The sequence below is a fragment of the Flavobacterium xizangense genome (assembly GCF_054075145.1).
Genome location: NZ_JBSIPG010000007.1, coordinates 155,193 through 175,530, shown reverse-complemented (window position 1 = coordinate 175,530; position 20,338 = coordinate 155,193). Strand labels below are relative to the sequence as shown.

The 20,338-nt window shown below is 33.6% G+C and carries 21 protein-coding genes; 7 read left to right on the top strand and 14 right to left on the bottom strand.

The window, feature by feature from the left end:
- The first annotated feature begins 18 nt into the window (after window positions 1–18).
- Both ACWA1B_RS16675 and ACWA1B_RS16670 read left to right on the top strand, forming a co-directional pair.
- Window positions 19–1,809, top strand: coding sequence for a RagB/SusD family nutrient uptake outer membrane protein (locus tag ACWA1B_RS16675; protein ID WP_456908800.1), 1,791 nt, complete (start codon window positions 19–21; stop codon window positions 1,807–1,809).
- A gap of 30 nt (window positions 1,810–1,839) precedes the next feature.
- Window positions 1,840–3,417 carry a DUF5123 domain-containing protein gene (locus ACWA1B_RS16670; protein ID WP_456908798.1) on the top strand — a complete coding sequence of 526 codons (1,578 nt, stop codon included), beginning with the start codon at window positions 1,840–1,842 and terminating at the stop codon, window positions 3,415–3,417.
- 93 nt (window positions 3,418–3,510) lie between these two features.
- Here ACWA1B_RS16670 and ACWA1B_RS16665 read toward each other — a convergent pair whose 3' ends face one another.
- From ACWA1B_RS16665 to ACWA1B_RS16650, 4 genes are all read right to left on the bottom strand, one after another.
- Complete coding sequence (locus ACWA1B_RS16665) at window positions 3,511–3,711, bottom strand: hypothetical protein (RefSeq protein ID WP_035650643.1); 201 nt, start codon at window positions 3,709–3,711, stop codon at window positions 3,511–3,513.
- Between the two features lie 71 nt (window positions 3,712–3,782).
- Window positions 3,783–4,703, bottom strand: a complete 921-nt coding sequence (locus tag ACWA1B_RS16660; protein WP_456908796.1) for a helix-turn-helix domain-containing protein — start codon at window positions 4,701–4,703, stop codon at window positions 3,783–3,785.
- Between the two features lie 2 nt (window positions 4,704–4,705).
- Window positions 4,706–5,269: a DUF6642 family protein gene (locus ACWA1B_RS16655; protein WP_456908794.1), complete on the bottom strand. Its 564-nt coding sequence runs from the start codon at window positions 5,267–5,269 to the stop codon at window positions 4,706–4,708.
- Window positions 5,270–5,413: 144 nt separating this feature from the next.
- Window positions 5,414–6,880, bottom strand: a complete 1,467-nt coding sequence (locus tag ACWA1B_RS16650) for a glycoside hydrolase family 130 protein (protein WP_456908792.1) — start codon at window positions 6,878–6,880, stop codon at window positions 5,414–5,416.
- A 476-nt stretch (window positions 6,881–7,356) separates the two neighbouring features.
- Here ACWA1B_RS16650 and ACWA1B_RS16645 point away from each other — a divergent pair, with 476 nt between their 5' ends.
- From ACWA1B_RS16645 to ACWA1B_RS16635, 3 genes are all read left to right on the top strand, one after another.
- A complete protein-coding gene (locus tag ACWA1B_RS16645; RefSeq protein ID WP_456908790.1) occupies window positions 7,357–9,165 on the top strand; it encodes a glycoside hydrolase family 2 protein in 1,809 nt (602 codons plus the stop codon).
- 285 nt (window positions 9,166–9,450) lie between these two features.
- Complete coding sequence (locus tag ACWA1B_RS16640) at window positions 9,451–10,080, top strand: MgtC/SapB family protein (RefSeq protein ID WP_456908788.1); 630 nt, start codon at window positions 9,451–9,453, stop codon at window positions 10,078–10,080.
- A gap of 91 nt (window positions 10,081–10,171) precedes the next feature.
- The gene (locus tag ACWA1B_RS16635) at window positions 10,172–10,756 is read left to right on the top strand and encodes a 5'-methylthioadenosine/S-adenosylhomocysteine nucleosidase family protein (RefSeq protein ID WP_456908786.1); all 585 of its coding nucleotides are present in this window, start codon (window positions 10,172–10,174) and stop codon (window positions 10,754–10,756) included.
- A 53-nt stretch (window positions 10,757–10,809) separates the two neighbouring features.
- On the opposite strand, the gene ACWA1B_RS16630 is transcribed toward ACWA1B_RS16635, so the two are convergent.
- The 10 genes from ACWA1B_RS16630 to ACWA1B_RS16585 form a co-directional block, all read right to left on the bottom strand.
- The gene (locus ACWA1B_RS16630; RefSeq protein WP_456908784.1) at window positions 10,810–11,649 is read right to left on the bottom strand and encodes a DUF4249 family protein; all 840 of its coding nucleotides are present in this window, start codon (window positions 11,647–11,649) and stop codon (window positions 10,810–10,812) included.
- 4 nt (window positions 11,650–11,653) lie between these two features.
- Window positions 11,654–14,272 carry a TonB-dependent receptor gene (locus tag ACWA1B_RS16625; protein WP_456908782.1) on the bottom strand — a complete coding sequence of 873 codons (2,619 nt, stop codon included), beginning with the start codon at window positions 14,270–14,272 and terminating at the stop codon, window positions 11,654–11,656.
- Between the two features lie 102 nt (window positions 14,273–14,374).
- The gene (locus tag ACWA1B_RS16620; RefSeq protein WP_456908780.1) at window positions 14,375–15,217 is read right to left on the bottom strand and encodes a FecR family protein; all 843 of its coding nucleotides are present in this window, start codon (window positions 15,215–15,217) and stop codon (window positions 14,375–14,377) included.
- A gap of 12 nt (window positions 15,218–15,229) precedes the next feature.
- The gene (locus ACWA1B_RS16615) at window positions 15,230–15,439 is read right to left on the bottom strand and encodes a hypothetical protein (protein WP_456908778.1); all 210 of its coding nucleotides are present in this window, start codon (window positions 15,437–15,439) and stop codon (window positions 15,230–15,232) included.
- A gap of 46 nt (window positions 15,440–15,485) precedes the next feature.
- Window positions 15,486–16,004, bottom strand: a complete 519-nt coding sequence (locus tag ACWA1B_RS16610; RefSeq protein WP_456908776.1) for an RNA polymerase sigma factor — start codon at window positions 16,002–16,004, stop codon at window positions 15,486–15,488.
- 261 nt (window positions 16,005–16,265) lie between these two features.
- Complete coding sequence (locus tag ACWA1B_RS16605) at window positions 16,266–17,363, bottom strand: DUF1214 domain-containing protein (RefSeq protein WP_456908774.1); 1,098 nt, start codon at window positions 17,361–17,363, stop codon at window positions 16,266–16,268.
- Between the two features lie 230 nt (window positions 17,364–17,593).
- Complete coding sequence (locus ACWA1B_RS16600; RefSeq protein ID WP_456908772.1) at window positions 17,594–17,851, bottom strand: hypothetical protein; 258 nt, start codon at window positions 17,849–17,851, stop codon at window positions 17,594–17,596.
- A 278-nt stretch (window positions 17,852–18,129) separates the two neighbouring features.
- Window positions 18,130–18,396: a hypothetical protein gene (locus ACWA1B_RS16595; protein WP_456908770.1), complete on the bottom strand. Its 267-nt coding sequence runs from the start codon at window positions 18,394–18,396 to the stop codon at window positions 18,130–18,132.
- Window positions 18,396–18,959, bottom strand: coding sequence for a DUF4468 domain-containing protein (locus tag ACWA1B_RS16590; RefSeq protein ID WP_456908768.1), 564 nt, complete (start codon window positions 18,957–18,959; stop codon window positions 18,396–18,398). The genes ACWA1B_RS16595 and ACWA1B_RS16590 overlap by 1 nt, the downstream gene beginning before the upstream one ends.
- Window positions 18,960–18,968: 9 nt before the next feature.
- A complete protein-coding gene (locus ACWA1B_RS16585) occupies window positions 18,969–19,676 on the bottom strand; it encodes a LexA family transcriptional regulator (protein WP_456908766.1) in 708 nt (235 codons plus the stop codon).
- Between the two features lie 129 nt (window positions 19,677–19,805).
- On the opposite strand from ACWA1B_RS16585, the gene ACWA1B_RS16580 reads away from it, so the two are divergent.
- Window positions 19,806–20,018: a hypothetical protein gene (locus ACWA1B_RS16580; RefSeq protein ID WP_456908764.1), complete on the top strand. Its 213-nt coding sequence runs from the start codon at window positions 19,806–19,808 to the stop codon at window positions 20,016–20,018.
- A complete protein-coding gene (locus tag ACWA1B_RS16575; protein ID WP_456908762.1) occupies window positions 20,005–20,223 on the top strand; it encodes a hypothetical protein in 219 nt (72 codons plus the stop codon). Before ACWA1B_RS16580 ends, ACWA1B_RS16575 begins: the two co-directional genes overlap by 14 nt.
- Window positions 20,224–20,338: the final 115 nt, after the last annotated feature.

The following is a 20,338-nucleotide window of genomic DNA, read 5'->3' as shown; positions in this document are numbered from 1 at the left end:
CAGTAAAATTTTCACAAGATGAAACATAAAATATTAATAGCAGGAATGTTTGTTGCAAGCCTTTTTGCTTCTTGCTCAGACGATTATTTAGATGCTCCGGCAAAATCGACATTAGATGAATCGGTTATTTTTTCTAGTCCAGGATTAGCCGAAGCTGCAATTGACGGTATTAAGATTCCGTTTGCAGAAACCAATTCATACAGAGGACGTTTTCTTCCTTTTTACGGATTGAACACAGATACAGAATGGTATAATTCTTCGCAAACTGTCAGTGATGCTTCAGATTTATGTACTTATGATGCAAAACCGAATAACTCACAGATGAACACTACTAATAATGCTTGGGCAATGATGTATTCAGGTATTGAGCGTGCTAACATTTGTATTCGTGGTTTGCGTGCATATGGTAATCCAACTCCGGGATCTCAATTAGGATATTTATTAGGAGAGGCGCTGACTTTAAGAGCAATTTATTATGCTGATTTGGTAAAAGCTTGGGGAGATGTGCCAGGAAGATTTGAGCCATTAAACAATGCAACTATTTACGTTGGAAAAACAAGCAGAGATGAAATTTATAAACAGCTTATAGCTGATTTAGGTGAAGCAGCAACATTGGTTCCTTGGCCAGGAGAAACGCCTGCAACAAGCAGTGTAGAAAGAATTAATAAAGCTTTCGTAAAAGGATTACGTGCTCGTTTAGCGATGGTTGCCAGTGGTTATCAGCAATATCCTGACGGTATTAGAAGAAGTAATGATCCTGCTTTGTCAGTTGCTAATATGTATGCATTGGCTTTAAGTGAGTGCCGTTCGGTTATTGCAAGTGGATCTGCGCATTTAGAATCTTCATTTGAAACATTTTGGAAAAAATACAATCAGGAATATATTGTTGCAGGAGGAGAATCGTTATGGGAACTTCCTTTCTCAGATGGTAGAGGCCGTATGTTGTTTACTTTTGCTGTTCGCCATACTACAAATGATCAATTCCATGCCAATGGAGCAAACCGCGGAGGAACTGCGGGACCGCTTCCAACTGTATTCTACGATTATGACGTGAAAGATACACGAAGAGATGTAACTTGTGTTCCTTACAAATACGGAACAGCTGTAAATAATATCGCAAAACAAGAATTAGGAACATTAAACACATGGTATTTCGGGAAATACCGTTATGAGTGGATGACACGTTTTGTTACTTCAACAAACGATGATGGTGTGAATAAAATTTATATGCGTTATGCTGAAGTTCTTTTAATTGCGGCCGAAGCTGCAAATGAATTAGAAGGCCCTGCAGCAGCAGCACCATATTTAAAAGAAGTTAGAAGAAGAGCATTTGCAACAGCCGATCAAGCAACAAAAGTTGAAGATTATGTAAATAGTAAGACAACTAAAGACGCAATGTTTAAAGCACTTGTTGATGAAAACAAATATGAATTTACAGGTGAAATGGAGCGTAAACAGAATCTTATTCGTTGGAATTTGCTTAAAGCAAAATTAGACGAGGCTAAAGTGAATATGAAAAGTTTAGCAGATCATACAGGAAATTATGCAACTGTTCCAACAACATTATACTATAAGTTTAAAGCAGATAATGTGAGCCTTGATATTTATGGTCTGAACAAAGGAGAAACTACAAATCCGGGCGCTGGGTACAGCAGCATTGCATGGACATGGACCGGTGCGGCAGCAGATACTAAGATCAATACTTTGTACAAACCAGGAGTTAATCCTGACAATAGACAATTCTGGCCAATATGGCAAGTATTCCTAGAAGGAAGCAACGGAAAATTGACTAATGATTACGGGTATTAATAAGTTTCTGAAAATTAATAAAGTATAATTATGAAAACAAAATATATAATAAAAGGAGTATTTACTGCATTAACTCTGATGTTGACTTTTTCTTCTTGTGACACTTTTCAAGAAGAAGTAATTGATACATTGGATGTAAACAGAGCGTTTTCTCCAATTGAGCTGAAAGCGACAGTTAGAAATGAGACGTCAGTTGAATTGAATTGGACTGTAAAACCAGATGCAGATCATTATGTAGTGCAATTTAGTGCAGATGATATTGAATTTAAAACCATTTATAAAACAGTAAATGTTGCTCCAGATGAATTGCCTGTAAAAGTGCAACTTGAAGGAGAAACGGTTTATTCAATTAGAGTAAAAGCAGTAAGTTCAACAGGTTTAGAAGATTCTAAATGGTCGGTTACTACTGCCACAACTTTGTCTGAGCAATTGCTATATGCGGTTCTGCCAGCAGATATTGAAGCTAAGCAAGTAACTTTAAGATGGCCTGCAAACACAAACGCTACACAAATTACATTGCAACCAGGCAGCGTTACTCACACAATTACTGCGGCTGAAAAAACTGCAGGAGTAGCTGTCGTGACAGGTCTTACAAGTGAAACAGCTTATACAGCTACTTTGTTAAACGGAACTAAGAAACGTGGTACAGCAACTTTCACAACTGGTATCGATATTGGAACAGGAATTTTGGTTAAAGCAGATGATAATTTATTGCAAAAAATTATCGATGCACCTGCTGGATCTGTTTTGGTATTAATGCCGGGTGATTATATAGCAGATAATCAAGTTGGAACAATTAACATAAATAAAGAAATCACATTACGAGGATTGCGTGTAGATAACAAACCGAAACTGCATGTAAATTTTGTAATGGTTACGGGATCGGCTAATCTTAGTTTGATAGATTTAGATTTAAAAGGTGATAAAGGCGCTGGTGCCGCAGCTGTTTCTGTAATAAAATACAATGACAATAGTGTTTCTTATGGCGATCTTTTAATAAGCGGTTGCAATATTCATGACTACGGAATATCATTAATTAGTGCCAATTTAAATGCTGCAAAAGTATCTTCGATAACAGTAGATAATTCAATTGTTACAAATATATTAACAGCTAATGGAGAGTTTATAGATTTTAGAGGTTCACAGTTAGCGAAACTTACTCTTAAAAACAGTACATTTAATAATGTTGCAACAGCTAGATATTTTATTCGTGCAGATGCCGGTCTTACAGGATTAACTTCTACTATTGTAATTGATGCTTGTACAATCAATAATCCAAATATGATTGCTGCGAACACTAACGGAATTTTGTATACTCGTTTTGTTACTACTAGTTCAATTACGGTACGCAATACATTGTTTTCGAATACGGCAGCACCATATACAAGAGAGACTGCAACACCAAATCCAACATTTGTAAGTAATAATTATTTTAATTGTCCAAATTTAAATAGTACTGCTGGAGCGCTTGCTAATAACAGACCTGACTTATCAGCAACTGCAACTGCATTAGACCCACAGTTTGTAAGTGCGGCAACAGGGAATTTTAAAGTACAGAATCAAACGTTGATTGATAATAAAATTGGAGACCCGCGTTGGCTTAAATAAATATTTTTATAGTTAGTTTGAAAAGGGATGCAGCACTCTAAACTGCGTCCCTTTTTGGTTTTATAAAAAATGAAATTTATTGAAGTTGTCAAATTATTCTAATTCAATACAATCGAAAATGCCATTGTTTAAAATTAAATCGACTATTTCGTGTTCACTGTCAATTCGTAAAATATTATCGCAGTCTTCAAGGTCAAAATTCCATAAAGTTTCTGGCAATAATTTGTGAAGCAAGGCCGAAGCCGATTCTAATTTTGACGGACTGTCAACGGAAGTTTTAAATACATAAATCATAATTTGCATTTTTTGAACGGGCAAATTTCTGAAAAATGTCTTAGTAATTGCTAGGATTGTATAATCAATAATTAGGATTTATCAATCATTTTTCGATATTGAATTGGAGAAATGCCTTCTTGCTTTTTGAAAAACCGGCTAAAATATGACTGATCTTCATGGCCAACCTGTGCTGCAATTTCGTTAATAGAAAGTGTAGTTTGAAAGAGTAAATATTTGGCTTCCAATAATATGTTCTCATCAATCCATTTTACTGCAGATTTTCCCGTTACAGTTTTTACACATTTATTTAAATGATTGGGCGTAACGTTAAGTAATGAAGCATAATGATTGACCTGATGCTGGGTTTTTATATGAAGATGAATTAATTCCTTAAATTTATTTGTGATGATTTCTGCAGCCGAAATAGGTTTAGAAGATTTAACTGAGTTTTTATTCATCTCATAAAACAGGGCAATCAAATAAGTTTGAACAATATTTAAGTCTGCAAGATTGGTATCCTTGTATTCTTTTTGTAGCCTGTCAAAAATGGTTGTAATTAAAGGCACATCATCAATAGATAATTTTGTTTTTGGATTTCCTGAAATTTTTAAAAAATCAAAATCATTAAGCATTTCCCGACTTCCGAATTTTCCAATTAGAATATCGGGATGAAATTGACAAATATAGCCGCTATGTATATTATTAACATTATCAAGCGAGAAAATTTGGCCTGCAGGCACCACAATTATTTCATTATTGATGGTTGTGTATTCCTGATATCCTAATTTCATAACATGCTGACCTGATGAAATAAAAATCAAGGTATGGCAAGAATGTTTAGAAGGGGGTACTGGATGTTGCATATGCATCATTTCCTCTATTTCAAGACAGAAAAAATGATCCGAATTCGATTTGAAAAGTAAATGAATAGGATTGTCTTCTCCTAAAAACTTCTCTCGAAATCCTTTTGGAGTATACGTTTTTATTTTCTCAATTGACCTTGATTTCATTTTTAATAATACAATCTAAAATCAAGCAATTTGCAAAGTGCATAATGTTTTTGGTACAATTCTTCAACCACTTCAGTAAGATCATCATTTTCCTGATACAGACTGAAAAAAGCTTTATCAATTGTACTGTAACTTGCTATTTTATTATAAGAAGATCCATACCCTGAAATAGCACGGGCGCCAGTAATATCTAGGAAATATTGTGCTTCGTCGTCGTTGAGGTCGAGTCGTTTTTTATTGGCAAAATGAATAATTTTTCCTTTCATTTTGCCTTCAAAAAGCTCGGCTATTTCTTCAATGCTGTAATAGTAATCATGAAGGCAAATGTTATTTTCCTGTCCGGGCATAACCAAATAAATGATTTCATAATCCTTAAAATTATGATCGTCATATAAAAGAGTATTTAAACTTTCTTCTAAACCTTCAATAGTATCACAGGTTTTATGAATGCTGGAAATACCTTGGTCGATAGCAATTTCTTCCAGATTTTTAACCACATCAGTCATTGTAACCTCATCAACATCAGGAACTCCTTCGAGGCAAAAAATAAATTTTTCGTTTTCCATACAAATGTCTTTTTCGTTTCTTTTAAAAATAGAAATGTGGTTTTTGACAAAAGTATTTTTTTACACGGAAAAATTGTTATGACATTGAGATTTTAACGTGGATTTTTGATTTGATTAAAGTTTTGGAAACCTAATAATAGCTATTTATTGACCATATTTGAGAGCTGCTAGCAGCTCCGTTAAATCAACTACAGCATAAGTAGAAGAATAATCAGAAACGGCATAGGGTAAAATAAGACTGTTGTTATGAATAATAGCACCGCAGGAATAAACAACGTTTGGCACATAACCTTCTCGTTCATCTTCTAATGGCGCAAGCAACGGTTCGCGGAGTCTTCCAATTTCTTTTGAAGGATCATCTAAATCAAAAAGCGAAGCCCCGATACAATAACGTCTCATTGCTCCAACGCCATGCGTAATTACGAGCCAGCCTTCTTCTGTCCAGAGCGGTGATCCGCAGTTTCCAATTTGTGTAAATTCCCAAGTGTATTTCGGTTCCTGTAATAAAATTGGATTATTCCATTGAGTCGCTCTTTCAGAGTACATGAGGTAATTGTTGACGCCATCAATTCTGGCAAGCATAGCATATTTGCCTTTTATTTTTTTAGGAAATAGTGCCAGATTTTTATTTTGGGCTCCGTCGCCGTGCAAAGGCAATACTCTAAAACTATAAAAGTCTTCGGTCAAAATCAGTTTTGGCAAAATTGCATGTCCGTTGTATGCGGTATAGGTTGCCATAACACGAGAAGAACCATCATCATCTGTGAAACGTACAAAACGTGCATCTTCTATACCTCGGCTTTCAGAATCAGAAATTGGAAAAATGACACGTTCTGTAATATCAGAATCATGACTGAACTGAACGTCATAAAAAGAATTGGCAAGCCAGATTATTTCCTCGAGTGCAATTCTTCTTTCCTGACGAATCGAAGGATCACTTAAAGCGGTATTTACCATATTTTTCAGAACAACAAATTCAAATGCATCTGGTAAATCTTGCATAATTTGGTCGATGTATTTGTTTGAGGTATGCATTTCAGACAATTTTGTCAGAAATCGCTCTTTGTTCAATAACGTTTTATGTTCAATTTCGGCTTTATCAATTTGATTGCCAATTTTCATTATCTGTAAATTGTTGTCTTTGTCGAGAATTCCTCTTCTAAAAACAATAGAAGAAATATGACCTTCTCCCGTTGCCCTGAACGAAATAATAATTCGTTTTTCGCCAAGTTCGAGGCCAGACTGATCAAAATCTTCAATAATTGAAGGATTGAAAATGGCGGCAGATTCTATAGCATATTCCATCGTACAATAGGAGCCTATAAGCATTTTTCGATTCAACGACAGACCTTCATAATCGATCTGCATGGCTTCAATAAGCGGTTTTATTTTCTCACAGTGACGAAAAAATATAGCCGAAATATTTCGATGTCTTCTCGCAAATTCGCGAAGCGTCTGCTCGAGCGTTTCATAAACCTGTTTTTCATCAAGTGTCATTATCCGTATTACCATCTGCTGGGTTCGCTCATCGCCGTTCATAAAATATCGTGCAACAACTCTTCTCGAATCTGGGGTAAATTTTATGTTTTTTCGGACAACTGATACTCGCATAGTTTTACTTTTTTAATTACAATAAATAAGTGTTTTTAGTAAAATTATTTTTGGGGTAATTTTAATTTGCTTTGGGAAATATAGAATACTAGCGTGTGAACAAGAAAATTATTGTATCATGTTCTTAAGCATAAACAAGTTAGTGATTTTGAGAACGAAAAAAAACTTTATTATTAAAAATTTTGCATTTTGCGTTTAAACATTTAGGGTGAATAATATAGAGAAGGTGGTTTAAAAAAATAGATAAAAAGTAAAATTTCAGTTTTATAAGGAAAAGCAAACTTTTAGAATCATTAGTCTTTTATAAAAATTAATAATATCTAGCTCAAAATGCATTACAAGACAGTTTTTAGCATATAATTGATAAGTATTTGATGGGGTGTTTTGAAAAAAATCTGAACTTTTGTAACCTTAATTTTTGTGATAAAAATTTAACTTTAGAGTCTTAAGAAATCAAAAAAAATAAGTTTTTAGTTATGAGAAAATTTACATTGCTCTGTTATGCTTTTTTGTTTATTGGAAAAACAATGGCTCAGGAAGTCCCATTGTTATCTAATATTTCGGCAAGAAATAATATTAATTTAAACGGAAAATGGCATTATATTGTAGATCCACTTGAAAATGGATATTATGATTATCGTTTGATGCCTTTAAAAGACAATGGATTTTTTGAAAACAAAAAATTCAATACTTCAGAATTGTCGGAGTATAATTTTGCAACTTCAGCAGTTATGGATATTCCGTCAGACTGGAATTCAAAGGACGAAAAATTGTTTTTTTATGAAGGAACAGTTTGGTTTCAAAAAGACTTTAATTATAAGAAAAATTCGCAGACAAAAGGAATTCTTCACTTTGGGGCAATAAATTATGATGCAAAAGTGTATGTAAACGGAAAATTAGCCGGAACTCATGTTGGAGGTTACACACCTTTTAATTTTGATGTAACCAATTTATTGGTTGACGGAAATAATTTTGTAGTGGTTAAAGTAGACAATAAACGCCATAAAGATAATGTTCCAACGGTAAATATGGATTGGTGGAATTATGGTGGAATTACTAGAGATGTTACTCTGGCTCAGGTTCCAAATACATATATCGAAGATTATTTGGTTCAATTGGATAAAAAAGAAAAAGGAAAAATTTCAGGTTGGGTTAAGTTGAATAGTGAAACGGCAAATCAGTCGGTTTCGATTTCTATTCCCGAATTAAAAATCAAAAAAGAGGTTACTACCGATGCTAAAGGAATGGCCTATTTTGAAATAAAAGCAAATCCAGTTTTATGGACTCCTGAAAAACCAAAATTATACGAAGTAACAATCAGCAAAACTGATGAAAATATTGCGGATAATATTGGCTTTAGAACTATTGAGACAAAAGGAAAAGAAATTTTGTTAAACGGAAAAAAAGTCTTTTTGCGAGGCATCAGTATTCATGAAGAAGCGCCGTTTAGGTCAGGAAGGGCCTGGTCTACAGAAGATGCACATACTTTATTGACATGGGCAAAAGAGTTAGGTTGTAATTACGTTCGTCTTGCGCATTATCCGCATAATGAGAACATGGTAAAAGAAGCCGAAAAAATGGGATTGATGATTTGGTCAGAAGTTCCGGTTTATTGGACCATTTCATGGACAAATCCAGATACATACGCCAATGCCGAACATCAATTGCATGATATGATTTACAGAGATAAAAATCGTTGTGGAATCGTGATTTGGTCGATTGCCAATGAAACTCCTCATGGTGATGATAGAGATGTTTTCCTGAGCAAATTGGCAAAATATGCTCGTACACAGGATAATTCCCGATTAATCAGTATGGCGATGGAAGTAACCAAAAGCCCAAACAACGTTAATACATTGCAGGATAATATGAATGAATATGTTGATATTGTGAGTTTTAACCAGTATTTAGGTTGGTACAGAGGGACAAACGAATCTTGCAAAGACATGCAATGGGTAATTCCGTATAACAAACCCGTTATTGTGAGTGAATTTGGAGGCGAAGCTTTACAAGGTTTGCATGGCGACAAGAAAGAGCGTTGGAACGAAGAATATCAGGAAGAATTGTACATTCAAAATACACAGATGTTTAATCGTATTGAAGGTTTGGCGGGAGTTTCGCCTTGGATTTTAGTTGACTTCAGATCGCCAAGAAGACAATTGCCAAATATTCAGGATTTCTTCAATCGAAAAGGTTTAATTTCAAGTAACGGAATAAAAAAGAAAGCTTTTTATGTGATGAAAGATTGGTATGCTCAAAAGGAAAAAGAATACAAGAATAATTAAAGATGAGCGTGGGATAATTATTCTAGCACATAGAAACATAGATTTGAGACACTTAAAAAAGGCGTTTCACTTGATAAAATAAATATAGTAGACTATGTGTTAGAAACTAGTTTCTTTTTACTCCCTTTTTTTTTACATAAAGTCTATGTTTCTATATGTTGAAAAAATAGGTATTACACTAAAAGTCTCAAAGACAATTTAAGATAAGTTCAAAACCTTCAGAGTCATTTTGATTTTGAAGGTTTTGTGTTTTTTGCGTAATTTTAACTGAAAAATACAATTTAAATGGAAGTAGAAATCGTCATCAGATTACTTTTAGCTGCCTTTTGGGGAGCTCTAATTGGTGCTGAAAGAGAATATAGAGGAAAAGCGGCAGGTCTTCGTACCACGATAATGATTTCTGTGGGCGCTTGTTTCTTTACATTTATGTCTCAATGGATTGGCGGACCTGCAAATGCAGACCGAATTGCTTCAAATATAGTAACTGGTTTAGGATTTTTATGTGCCGGAGTAATTTTCAGGTCAGATAATCACGTTACAGGTATTACAACAGCGGCTACAATATGGTCTGTCGCAGCTGTGAGCATGGGAGTAGGAGCGGGCTATTATTTTGCATCGGCCTGCGCTGCATTGATGATTCTTTTGATTTTAACTTTTCTTACTGTTCTTCAAGATAAGATAGACATTAGCAATGAACATAAAATCCTTCGTGTTACATTTAACCGCAACAATGATGGTTATAAAAGATGTAAAGAATTGTTCTCTGACTACTCAATAAAATCAAAATTGGTTATCCAGCGCCGTAATTTGGATCATATTACCTTAGAATGGCAAGTTCACGCTTCTAAACATGAAATGGAATCGCTCTCTGCAGCACTTTTGCAGGATCCAATTTTTGAAGAATTAGTTTTGTGATACCAGAATAATGCTTCTTTAAAAAGAACTTTTCATTAATGTAGCATAAACAATTTTAAGCGTATTTTTGCGACCTGAAATTAAATCACCAATGATAAAAATTAATCAAACGGAATCTTTTGCCGTTGAAGATATATTATTCTGTTTTGCACTCGAATCTGAAGCAGCGGAAGTTTTTAAAGAAAATAATGTCTTGTTTACCGGAATCGGAAAAGTGAATGCGGCTTATGAATTGTCAAAAGCAATTCAAAATAAAAAGCCTTCTGTAATTATAAATCTTGGATCGGCAGGAAGTAACAGTTTTCAAAAAGGTGATGTAATTTGTTGTACCAAATTTGTGCAACGAGACATGGACGTTCGAGGCTTGGGTTTTGCACTATATGAAACACCATTGTCAGGTTTGCCTCCGCTTTTAGAATATGGTTTGCTAATGGATAATCTTCAGGAAGGCGTTTGTGGGACTGGTGATAATTTTGAAATGGAGCATTCTTCTGATGCCTATAATGTGGTAGATATGGAAGCTTATGCTTTGGCGATGATTGCAATGAAAGAAAACATTCCATTTTTATGCCTCAAATATATTTCTGACGGAGCCGATGATAATGCAGCAGAAGATTGGACGGTTCAAGTGCATAAAGCAGCAATAGCTTACGGAAAAATTTTAGGATTGATTTAAATATAAAAACCCTTAACATTAAAGTTAAGGGTTTTGTTTTTTCGTAAAATAATCTATTTCACAACATAAGAAACAGCATCTGCTTCACAAAGTCTAAAATAACCTAATGCATAGTTATTAGCATTGTTTGTATTGACAATATTTCCTCTAATATTCCCCGGAGGAACCTGAAACGGATTTGAGTTTGAAGCGTCTAAAATTAATTTCATATAATTAAAAAAGTTTTTAGAAATACCGCGATGTAAAATGTTCAAAGTATTTCCTGGCTTCATATCTTCATGAGAATATCTCGTACTGATTTGATTTCCGTTATAAAAATCGTCATTTGTTATTTCATATTCTGGAAATATTAGAAACTCGCTTTGATAATCGGTTAAATAAAAATTGACTTGATCCGCTGGGTCTTTATAATAAAAAGTAACTTCGATTACATCTTCTCCACCAAAATCAGGAACGATTTTTTGTTCCACTTTATCGATTGGCGTTACTGAAGTCAGTTTTTCTACAGCAGTAAAACTTTGTCCCTCGGCCTGAACAAACAATGTATAATCCATGTTGATGACCGGAACAAAGTTGGTGCATTTGTAAATTCCAGCCGCGGTTTCTGTAAAAGTAAAAACATCGCCATTGCTATTTTCTACTCGAACTTGTGCTCCAGAAACTTTTGGCGTTGAACCATTATAATAAGGAGCTGTTTTGCTGATTTTTATTGTCTGTTCATTTCCGGCAGTTCCTTTTTTCCAGACAATTTCGGCATCGATTACAATTTGGGTATCACCGGTTTCTAAATCCAGATTTACGACATCTTCGCAGGAACTGAAAATCAAAACCAAAATGAGACTTATAAAGGCCAATGCTCTATTCATGATGTTGTATTTTTTTAATTTATTCATCTCATTAAAATTTAAAATTATAAGAAACCCCAGGAACAATTCCGAAGATTGATAGCCTTCGAGTTTCATTAAGTCCGGTATCTTCATTTGTAGTGAAATTCATCGAAGCTGCATTTTTTCGGTTGTAGATATTGTAAATACTAAATACCCAATAGCTTTGCCAACCTTTCTTTTTTTCTGGTTTTGGCGTATAAGTTGCAGCCACATCGAGGTGATGGAAAAGTGGAAGTCTGTTTTCGTTTCGCAAAGAATAATTAGGAACATGAATGCCTCCAAATTCATAATAACCATTGGCATACGTTACCGGCTGGCCTGATTGTAAAGTGAAATTACCATTAAAAGACCATTTTGGACTGAATTCATAACTTCCAACAACGCTCAAATTATGCAATTTGTCATATCCCGATAAATACCAGTCGCCGTTTGCGATCCCCGGTTCTTCAGGAGTTCTTCCTGGCGTTTTTTGTTCGGCGCGTGATAAAGTATAAGAAATCCATCCGGTAAAATTGCCTGTGTTTTTTCTAAGTAATAATTCCATTCCGTACGATCTGGCTTTTCCGTTCAGGATAACCTGTTCAATATTGTTGTTGGCCAAAACATCAGCTCCATCAATATAGTCAATTCGATTTTGAACATTTTTATAAAAGAGTTCGCCTTCAAAAGAATAATCGCCGTCTTTGAAATTTTTAAAATAACCCATTGCATATTGATCCAGCATTTGCGGCTTTGTAAAAGGACCGCTCGGCGTCCAGATGCTCATTGGCAGCGGAGACTGCGTATTTGATAAAATATGAATGTATTGCGCCATTCTGTTGTAACTTGCTTTAATCGAAGTATCATCATTAAAAGCATAAGACAAAGCGGCTCTAGGTTCAAAATTGTTAAAACTGCTTATCTTTTTTCCTTTTCCGTAAGATATTGTTCCCGTTGGAGTTCCTTCCTGATAAATATTATAAAGCGGATTAAAAACAACAGCCTGACCATTCTCATAAGTACTGATTTCTTCTGAACCTAAACGATAAAACATGCTATAGCGAAGGCCGTATCTGAAATTCAGTTTTTCTGTAATCTGATTTTCAAAATCAATAAATGCCGAAGTTTCTAAAGCATATTTTTTGTCCAATTGCTGATAATTAAACTGCGAATCTAAACTTGTTGGCTGCACAACTCCCGGATTGAAGTTATAATACAAACCATCAATTCCGTAGTTGATTTTGAATTTTTCTGATTTCTGATAAAACCAATTGTATTTCAATCCGTAACTTTTGATGTTGCTATCCCATTCAAAATTTTCTGAAGAAAGTCCCAAGTTGAATTTATAATCGCTGTAAAAAGCAGATAAATTGGTGTTCAATCGATCTGAGAATTTATGTTTCCAGCTTAAAATTCCCATTGTATTTCCGTATTTGCTGGAAAAACGATCATTGATATCAAAAACGTCATTTCCGAAATAGCCCGAAAAAGCCAAAGTATTATTGGCATTAAAGCGATAATTAAATTTGGCATTCAAATCATAAAACATAGCCGAATTTTTATTGTCGGCCAATTTTAAAAATAAATGCGCATACGAAGTTCGGCCAGAAACAATAAAAGAGCCTTTATCTTTCTGTATTGGACCTTGAACCAAAAGTCGGCTAGAAATTATCCCAATTCCACCATTTACTTTATAATTTTGAAAATCTCCGATTTGTTGCGTAACATCCAAAACAGAAGAAACTCGTCCTCCATATTTTGAAGGAATTCCGCCTTTGTATAATTCTAAACCGCTGATAGCATCGGCATTAAAAATGGAGAAAAATCCAAACATATGCGAATCGGCATAAACAGGAGCGCCGTCTAAAAGAATCAAATTCTGATCAGCAGCACCTCCACGAACATTAAATCCTGATGAAGCTTCTCCGGCATTAGTAACTCCTGGCAAAGTCAAAATCGATTTTAAAGGATCTGGTTCGCCCATTGCAACAGGAATTCGTTTTATTTCCTGCATCGAAAGCTTGTTGACACTCATTTGCGTGTTTTTGATATCAGTAGCTTTGTTCGTGGTAACAATAACTTCTCCTAATTGCTGACTATCAGATTCAATATTGAAATTGATATTGGCATCATCAGAAATCGTAATTTGTTTTTCTTGGTTTTTAAATCCAACGTAGCTAATTATAAAAGTATAAGTGCCATTTGGAACTTCGATGTTGAATTTTCCATTATAATCCGTTACGGTGCCAGTTTCCAATTCTTTAATGAAAATATTGGCACCGATAACGGGCTGTTTTTCATCATCAATAATCTGGCCTTTCAGCTTGCTTTTTTTTTTAGCTTGTTTTTGAGATGGAGATTTCTGCTTCACAAAAATATTATTGCCAACAATAGAAAATTGTACTGCTGCCGTTTTGTTTAATTCCGAAATCAGTTTCTCAACTTCGATTTGCTTGTATGTGTTTTTCTTGGTAAAATATTTTTTATCGGTGTCGATTTGATCTGTAAAAGCAAATTTAAAATCGGTTTGATTTTCAATCTGCTTAAAGAATTCTTTTAAGGTTACATTTTGATCTACAGTTACAGTCACCTTTTGAGCAGATGCCCATAAACTGATTAAAAAAAAGCATGCTGAAATTATATGCTTCATGAAATTTTGTATTTTTGGATTATTATTAAATGGAATAACCTCGTGTTATCCTGATTATAAGGAGGATGTGTAGTTTCGCGGCTTGCATCCTTTTTTTCTTTTCTACTGAAAAGTAATCTGTTTTAAATCTTCATTTATTTCAAAGTTTAGGTTATACATTTCTGATATTAATTGTACAATTGTTTTTAAATCCTCTTTTTTATTGATTCGGATTGTGATTTTCTGATCTAAATTTTCCTTCGGAAGAATTACTTTATAGCCATAATTTTCCTCAATATACTGGCTTACAGCAGAAAGTTTTTCGTCGTCAAAGTCAATGAATCGGCTAAATTCTGCTACTAAAGCAGTTTCGTTTCCGTAAGTAAATTTTTCACCCGGCTTCAAAATCCATTTTTGATTTTGGCCTTTTACATTCATTTGAACACTTCCTTCGTAAAGTTCAACCGTTACATCTTTTTTATCAGATTGTTTAACAATAAAAGATGTTCCTAAAACGGTTGTGGTGGTTTCATGGCAAAAAACCTGAAAAGGATGTTGTTTATCTTTTTTGACTTTAAAATAAGCTTCGCCGACAATTTCGATTTTTCGATTCAAAGCAAAATTATTCCCGTAAGTAATTTTAGAATTCGGACTCAATTCTACTTTTGAATCATCTGGCAAGACAACAAATTTTATTTTTGAAGAGGTATTTTCAATTACGTTTTCAGCAAGAATTGCATTTTCTTGTTGAGGTTTGTTGTTAAAGAAAATTCCAGTTCCAATCAAAACAAAAAGCAAAACAGCCGCAGCCGCATAATAACGCCAAGGTTTGGTTTTCTTTTTCTTGGTAGCAAAAGTTTTTGAATGAAATTGTGTCCAGCAAGCTTCTTTTTCGCTGTCAGAATTTGAAACAGTAGTTTCGTTCCATAATTTTTTAAATTCTTCGTCAAAGTTTTCCTTATCCATGATTTTGGGGTATTAAATGATTTGACAATGAAAACCTTGTTTGCTAAAAACGCTATAAACCATTTCTTTAATATCACGATTGGTTTCGATTTTTAAAATGGTTTCCTGACCTTTTTTATCGAAATTTATAATACAATCTGAAATGACGAATTGTAAAAGAGCGACAAGTAAACTTGCGTCTTTTTTTGTTTTGACATTAGTTTTATATGCTTCAATATGCATTTTCTGTTCTTGTTTTTCTATATAACAAACGAGAACAAAAAAGTTCCTAATGGTTTTCGATTTTTTTTCGAATAAATTTACTGGCAAGATAAATATGATTGGCAATGGTCTTTTCAGAAAGATCCGTAATTTCTGCAATCTCCTTATAGCTAAGGTTTTCCAGTTTGTGTAAAGTAAATATTTTTTGTTGCTGCTCCGGAAGTTCATTGATGAAACTATGTAGTTTTTCTCTTCTCTCATCAAAAACTGTTGAATCAGTTTCTTCCTGTAAGATATCAACTTGAGGATCAAGCTGAATTATTTTGTTTTCTCTATTGATGTGATTGAGGATGATATTCTTGCAGATGACAAATAATTGTTTGTCCAGCAAAACATCTTCGTTGAGTAATTCTCTTTTATTATATAATCGTATGAAAGTTTCCTGAACAAAATCTTCAGGTGTAAGTACAGAAGAATTAAACCGTCTGGCAATGTTTATCAATTTATCGTAGTAGTTGAAATACACCTCTTTGAAGGCGGTTTCATTACCCTTTTTTAAACTTGAGATAAACTTTTTATTGTGCATAACGAAAATATAGCAACTAGTTTTTAACTAGTCTAAACTCATTGGTTTCAATATTATTGTATTCAAAAATTGATCAATTTCAATTGCGAATGTAATAAGTTGCAAAGAACCGCAATTAAATTCTATATTTTGACGCTAATGTTTGAAAATGTTACAAAAAATTGATTGTTTTTTATTTCGAAACGATCTATAAAACAAAAAAAGCCGTTAAAAAATATCGGCTTTTCTATACAATGCAGTGAAACAATGTTGTGAATAATATTATTTGACAATTTGAGCTTCAGGAAATTTCCAAGTACCATTTAAAACTTCTTTATGCGGACGATAAAGTCTTACCCAATAATTCCAGCCAGCAACAGTTGGAATACAATTTGGTGTTTTTCCGTCACAACCGCCAAATTGTATTGTTACTGACCCGTCAGCATCTTTTTTTGCGGTAATATTGTTCAATGTGTAGGTGTCAAGATTATTTTTTTCAAAATAGCCGTCTTTATTATAAACACTCACAGACCAAAACCCATCAACTGGTACGTTTTTTACTTTTAATTTATAGACCGTTTTTCCATCATTTTTGGCAGGATTGACTGAAAGATAAAGTGCATCTTTTTCAGGATTTCCTCCCCATCCCGTGGCGCTTCCAATTAAATGAAGTGTTTCGTCTACTTTTCCTCTTGGGCCAAACATTCCTTTTGTATCCGATAGTTTTTTGGATACTTCAATTAGTGAATCCCTAACTTTCTTTTGGCTTACTTTATCCCAATTTGGAATTTCAAAAGTTCCTTTTTCTTTTTGATCAATTTTAATTGCATTTTGTAAAGCGGTTACAATTGGCAAATCTTTCGGATCATTTGGGTTTATAAAGGTTCGAATTCCTAACATTAAGTAACGGGTGCCGACTTTTTCTCTGGTAAAAGTAAAAGTTCCGGGCGCATAATAAGTTTCAGAATATTGATCTTGGTCGAATGTCTGCATCGACATGAATCGTTTGCCTGGATTTGGCAGTGTAACTGTTACAGGGCCGGCGTCGAGGTCAAAAACACCAGACGAATATAAAACATCGCGATTGGCACGAATAACAGTTTGATTGTCTATGGGCATTAAAGTTCTGTAATGAAAAAGAGTACCAGTACCATCTGATTGTTTAACAGAAGTGCTAAAATACAGATCGGTTTCTGCTCGATTAAAATTAGCGGCAGTTACAAGATCGCCACTTTTTGAAGATAAAGAATCTGTTGTTGTAACGACTGAATCTTTTTTTGTTGATTCAGAATCCGTTCCTGGATTTTTTTTGCAGGCAAAAGCCAGAAATGATAAAACTAATAAAACCATTCCTGATGATAATTTCTGTTTGATTTTCATAAGATTTAAGTTTTAATGAGAAATAAAAAGTGTTTTTTGTAAAATTCTGCTTACTAAGTTATGAAATTATTTTAAGTCTTATGCTTTAATCGTTTGGTTAAGTGGTTTTTATGTTGTTGGAGATTTTGTTTTTTGTGAAGTTGTTATTGAAGGAAAGTAAAGTTTAAAAATAAAGCCCTTAGCATTATTGCTTAAGGGCTTTATTTTTTATTTGTAGATATATAAAGTATTTATTCCTCATTCTGTAAACTGTCAGCTGCAGAAATCTGATCCAGAATATTCGTTTGATTTGGCGAAATGTAGTTTTTGTTTTCGATGGTAGTTTCTTTCTTAAAAAGAAGATCTAATGCATTGTATAGTTTTAATAAAACATCTCTATCTGCTTTTTCTATTTCTAAAGCAGTATTAAAATTAAAAACATAATTATTCGAATTTCGTACTTCGACTTTTATTGTTTTTGATGTGATTTTAAATTTAACTATATCCATACGTGTGTAAATTACTTAATTGCAAGATACTAATTTAATAAAGTTCCTTGTAAAATAATGAGTTTATTAAAATAAAAAACCCTTAAACATTGCTGTTTAAGGGTTTTGCCTTTTGTAGCGAGGACGGGAGTTGAACCCGTGACCTCAGGGTTATGAAAAACAAACCCATACTTTTACATCTTTGTAATTACACTGTAAATCAGTAAGTTAATATTTATTATTTATCCTGATTTTGCTGATTCTTATTGTTTCAATGTCTCAAGGGGTTGCCGGCATTATTAATTCTGTAATACCTTTGTTTGCTGAGGTTTCAACGAATTGAAAACCTTTTTTTCTACACCAAAAATCCAGTTAGCATTGACATTAAATACTTCACATGCTTTTCTAATATGCTCAGTTGTGAAGTGTGCTTTGCCCTGTTTTATCCTTATTATATTTTGTTTTAAAACGCCAACTGAATCTCCGAAATCTTTTTCATATTCTATCGTACCCAATTCTTTAAGCAGCTTTATAAGTTCGAATATTTTAAGATCTGTTTCATTCATTACCAATCAGCTTTTTTGCTTGGAATTTCATTGCTTAAGACGAAATTTTGTAGGCTCTTATTTAAATCATTAAAGTATGGTGGAATGTATTCTGGATAGTATTTATAAGCAGATCTTATTTCTCCCTTTTTATTGTAATAAGGTTCCATACCGATCATATTAAATGGATACCAACCTCCGGAACTATACTGAGAAGAGCTTACATAATATTGAATTTCAATAATGTCGAACTTATACTTCCCTTCTTTAAAAGATACTTCTATTTGGTATTTTGTATTGTAACAATTTTTCATTCCCAATGCATTTACACATACTAATCCAGATGCAGAGCCTTCAAATCTAACGTAGTCATTTTCTAAGTTAGCTTTTAAAACTTCCTTTGGATTTTTGTAAGTAACATTAATCCAATCTAAAGTTTTTTTGTAGATCTCACTTTGTGTTTTTCCCTCGCAAGGAGTTACAACATAGTCAGTAAATCCTTCTTTGGACATTTTAAATTCTGTATCCTGGCTAAATACAATAGAGCAGATCATTACAAATGCTAGTGTTATAATTTTGGTCATATCTTATTTTTAAAAGGTTCTCTTAATTACTTTGAATATTTGCTTTACGTCATTGAGTTCAATAGTGAAATCCTGAAACTCCGGACTTGTATTTCTGGAATGACATGTAATAGTTCCGTTTAAAAGATCTTGGTCCACAATATCTTTACAAACAATTGTATCCTTATGAACAATAATCCATCCATATTGAGAATCTCTAAAGCCATCTTTCCAATGTTGGCGATTAAGTTCTCTACAAAGCGTTATGCATCCTTCAGGGTTGTCATATAAGCCTCCGTTGTCCATGCTATCACCTTTTATCTCAAATGCTACATAGTTTCCACGTGCGTACTGATCAACATAAAAATTTACTTCATTAAATCCGTCAATATAATCACCTTCGCAACATTCACTTATATAAGTTGCGTACGCCTTAGCTGGAACTAACGGAACGGTCATTATGTATTTTCCATTTTCAAGCTCTTTAAACTTGTTACCGTTGTTATTTTCAATTATGTTTTCTTCCAAAGATTCCATTTCACTTTCAAGCAGGAAGTAGCTTTCGGAAATATTAAAGTATTGTGAAAGTATTTTGCGATTTTTTATATTGGGTTTTGAATCTTTATTTATGATTCTGCTTAATGTAGATTGTGAGATTCCTGTATTTTCTGACAACTCATACGGAGTAATACCTTTCTTCCTGATAAGGTCTTTTAGCTTAGAGCCTATTGTTTCCATTAAAATTATTTAAAATGATTATAAATAAAAGCATTACGCAATAATTTTATTCAAATTACTTGCAAAATACTTTCATTTTACTTTATATTTGCTGTATAGAAAATGACTAATCAAAAGTAGATAATTAAAATGGAACTAACAACAGCAGCAAAAGAAAAATTAGGAACCGATGAGGTTAAGATGAAAATAGCTTTAGAGTTAGGAAAATCTTACTTGACAATGAGAAGATGGATAATGTCAACCCCAATTCATGACAATCTCACAAAGAAGAAATCCATTGAAGCAATAATGAATCATACTGGATTAAAGGAAAACGAAATTTTCACCGATGAACAAGCTTGAAAAAATACAGTTTATAAAAAGCCAATTACAGGAATTAGAAATTCACGAAGAGCTTTTTAAACAAGGATTAAGTTCAATTACTAGCCGTAAGAGAAACTTAGAATTGGAGTTGGATAGTATGGGAGCTTCCAACTCCACCCGAAAGGGCCGATATGAATTATCACCTGAACTAAAATTGCAAGCAGTTGCTTGTTTAACCAAATAAAAAACTAAGAAATTATGAAAAGACTAGAATCAATTTACGACCAAATTTCCTTTTTCCTTTTTGGAGGGATTAACTGTAATCCTAAAGGATAAAAAAAAACCGCTCACGGACATGA

Bases quoted from the DNA above. Each gene is read 5' to 3' on its own strand.
- ACWA1B_RS16605 (WP_456908774.1), bottom strand. From the start codon at position 17,363: ATGAAAATCAAACAGAAATTATCATCAGGAATGGTTTTATTAGTTTTA.
- ACWA1B_RS16590 (WP_456908768.1), bottom strand. From the start codon at position 18,959: ATGACCAAAATTATAACACTAGCATTTGTAATGATCTGCTCTATTGTA.
- ACWA1B_RS16580 (WP_456908764.1), top strand. From the start codon at position 19,806: ATGGAACTAACAACAGCAGCAAAAGAAAAATTAGGAACCGATGAGGTT.
- ACWA1B_RS16645 (WP_456908790.1), top strand. From the start codon at position 7,357: ATGAGAAAATTTACATTGCTCTGTTATGCTTTTTTGTTTATTGGAAAA.
- ACWA1B_RS16620 (WP_456908780.1), bottom strand. From the start codon at position 15,217: ATGGATAAGGAAAACTTTGACGAAGAATTTAAAAAATTATGGAACGAA.
- ACWA1B_RS16585 (WP_456908766.1), bottom strand. From the start codon at position 19,676: ATGGAAACAATAGGCTCTAAGCTAAAAGACCTTATCAGGAAGAAAGGT.
- ACWA1B_RS16595 (WP_456908770.1), bottom strand. From the start codon at position 18,396: ATGAATGAAACAGATCTTAAAATATTCGAACTTATAAAGCTGCTTAAA.
- ACWA1B_RS16655 (WP_456908794.1), bottom strand. From the start codon at position 5,269: ATGGAAAACGAAAAATTTATTTTTTGCCTCGAAGGAGTTCCTGATGTT.
- ACWA1B_RS16630 (WP_456908784.1), bottom strand. From the start codon at position 11,649: ATGAATAAATTAAAAAAATACAACATCATGAATAGAGCATTGGCCTTT.
- ACWA1B_RS16610 (WP_456908776.1), bottom strand. From the start codon at position 16,004: ATGCACAATAAAAAGTTTATCTCAAGTTTAAAAAAGGGTAATGAAACC.
- ACWA1B_RS16640 (WP_456908788.1), top strand. From the start codon at position 9,451: ATGGAAGTAGAAATCGTCATCAGATTACTTTTAGCTGCCTTTTGGGGA.
- ACWA1B_RS16665 (WP_035650643.1), bottom strand. From the start codon at position 3,711: ATGATTTATGTATTTAAAACTTCCGTTGACAGTCCGTCAAAATTAGAA.
- ACWA1B_RS16660 (WP_456908796.1), bottom strand. From the start codon at position 4,703: ATGAAATCAAGGTCAATTGAGAAAATAAAAACGTATACTCCAAAAGGA.
- ACWA1B_RS16625 (WP_456908782.1), bottom strand. From the start codon at position 14,272: ATGAAGCATATAATTTCAGCATGCTTTTTTTTAATCAGTTTATGGGCA.
- ACWA1B_RS16615 (WP_456908778.1), bottom strand. From the start codon at position 15,439: ATGCATATTGAAGCATATAAAACTAATGTCAAAACAAAAAAAGACGCA.
- ACWA1B_RS16675 (WP_456908800.1), top strand. From the start codon at position 19: ATGAAACATAAAATATTAATAGCAGGAATGTTTGTTGCAAGCCTTTTT.
- ACWA1B_RS16670 (WP_456908798.1), top strand. From the start codon at position 1,840: ATGAAAACAAAATATATAATAAAAGGAGTATTTACTGCATTAACTCTG.
- ACWA1B_RS16600 (WP_456908772.1), bottom strand. From the start codon at position 17,851: ATGGATATAGTTAAATTTAAAATCACATCAAAAACAATAAAAGTCGAA.
- ACWA1B_RS16650 (WP_456908792.1), bottom strand. From the start codon at position 6,880: ATGCGAGTATCAGTTGTCCGAAAAAACATAAAATTTACCCCAGATTCG.
- ACWA1B_RS16635 (WP_456908786.1), top strand. From the start codon at position 10,172: ATGATAAAAATTAATCAAACGGAATCTTTTGCCGTTGAAGATATATTA.
- ACWA1B_RS16575 (WP_456908762.1), top strand. From the start codon at position 20,005: ATGAACAAGCTTGAAAAAATACAGTTTATAAAAAGCCAATTACAGGAA.